Annotated in this window: 1 protein-coding gene; it reads right to left on the bottom strand. The window is 40.0% G+C overall.

Annotated features, from left to right (window positions below):
- Positions 1 to 1,781, bottom strand: a 1,781-nt coding sequence (locus SMIDD26_RS05510) for a YSIRK-type signal peptide-containing protein (RefSeq protein ID WP_134990196.1), incomplete at both ends; no start/stop codon positions are given.

Here is a 1,781-nt window from a genome sequence, read left to right as displayed (position 1 = left end):
GGGGGCTGGCTGTGGTGGTAACACATACCCTAGCTCTAAAATATTAGCATCTACTTTGTGGATAGGTAAATTTGTAGCAGAATCAAGACTTAACCAACCACTACCTATTCGACCTGCATTTGGGCGAACATTTCCTTCAACTGATCCTGTTACACTCAAGAACTCTTTTTTAGCTGCCAATTCTTTTGCCTTATCTTGTGCAATACGAACTACCATCTCATTGATTTCTTCAGGACTCTTACCAGGAAACAATTCTTTAAGCTCTGTTGATGAAAGAGTTTTAAGTGTCATATTACGCATAATCGTTTCTGCAATAGACTTCCCTTCATCTGGTTTTATAACACTCTCAGCTATACGCTCATTACGTTCACTTTCCGGTCTATCACTATCATATCCGTTTGAAGATCTAAGAATCATTCTAAATGTTATATTATTGTAACCTTTAGTTTCAACACCAAATGTAACTCTAGGATCTGTATTACTAACTAATGAATTAAAGCTATCTTTTGTTTTTCCTAAATTTGTTCCATCTTTTGAATAAACATTTAGAATTTCTTTTGTTCCGTCTTCCTTAATTCCTATAGCATATAAAGGTCTCCAGGAGTAACCATTAAACTCCGCATATAATTTTTCTGGAACCACTAAACCTTTTTCTAAATTTACATTTAAGTCTACATATGTGTAAGTCTTTCTTCTTTCATCTACTTCAAATTTATTACCTTTGTATGTGTTTGATAAAACAGGGCCTACATATCCTACATGAGGATTTCTATACACAGTCATCGCTGTAGTGTTATCCATTTCAAACTCAGCTTTTAAAACCACTTCATTAACCTTAGTAGTATCATTATTTTCCGGATTCACTTTGTCAATGATTTTTCGAACGTTCCCATCTATTTCTTCCTTATGTAGTTTAGTATTTGGCAATACATCTTCTGATTTAACATTCGTATCAATATGAACCTTATTATCGTTAATTTTAAATTTATTCATTCCACCTATAATAGCAAGTCCCATACCGAATCTGTCTGATGGGAAAGGCTTATCTTGGTCATTTAAACTGGCATATACACCGTATAGCTTGGAATCAGCTTTCAATCCATCTGGAAAGGCTGTTGACACTGTATCTTTTGGTGAAAACAGTCTTGCTCCTTCAGCTATCTTCCCATCTACAGGCGGTTTATCAGACCAACCAAGAAAAGTCTTGGCAACTCCACGAAAAAGTCCCGGATTAGGTAAGGGATCACCTAATTTATCTGTAGCATTCTTATATGTATTTTCAGTATCTTTTTTTTCGTGTGATTCATTTGTCCATTGACCGATAAGACTTACTTTCCCATCATAATTAGCTGGTTCTGCTGTTGAACCTGCTGCGCCTGCTGCGCCCGCTGAACCTGCTGCGCCTGCTGCACCCGCTGAACCTGCTGCGCCTGGTGTTCCTGTTGCACCTGCTCCACCTGTTGGTCCTGTTGCACCTGCTCCACCTGTTGGTCCTGTTGTTCCTGCTCCACCTGTTGCTCCTGTTGCTGCTGGTCCACCTGTTGGTCCTGTTGTTCCTGCTCCACCTGTTGGTCCTGTTGTTCCTGCTCCACCTGTTGCTCCTGTTGCACCTGCTCCACCTGTTGTTCCTGCTCCACCTGTTGCTCCTGTTGTTGCTGCTGGTCCGTCCGCTTGAACAGTTGCCACGCCAGTTGCAAAAAATAACACCGAAGCTACTGCCACACTAGCTACTCCCAAATGATGCTTTCTAATAGAATAGCGTAAAACTTTTTTCCCGTTTC

It is taken from the genome of Streptococcus mitis, assembly GCF_001579035.1.
GTDB lineage: Bacteria > Bacillota > Bacilli > Lactobacillales > Streptococcaceae > Streptococcus > Streptococcus mitis_J.
The sequence above is the reverse complement of the archived record's forward strand: the minus strand, read 5'-3'. Positions and strand labels throughout refer to the sequence as shown.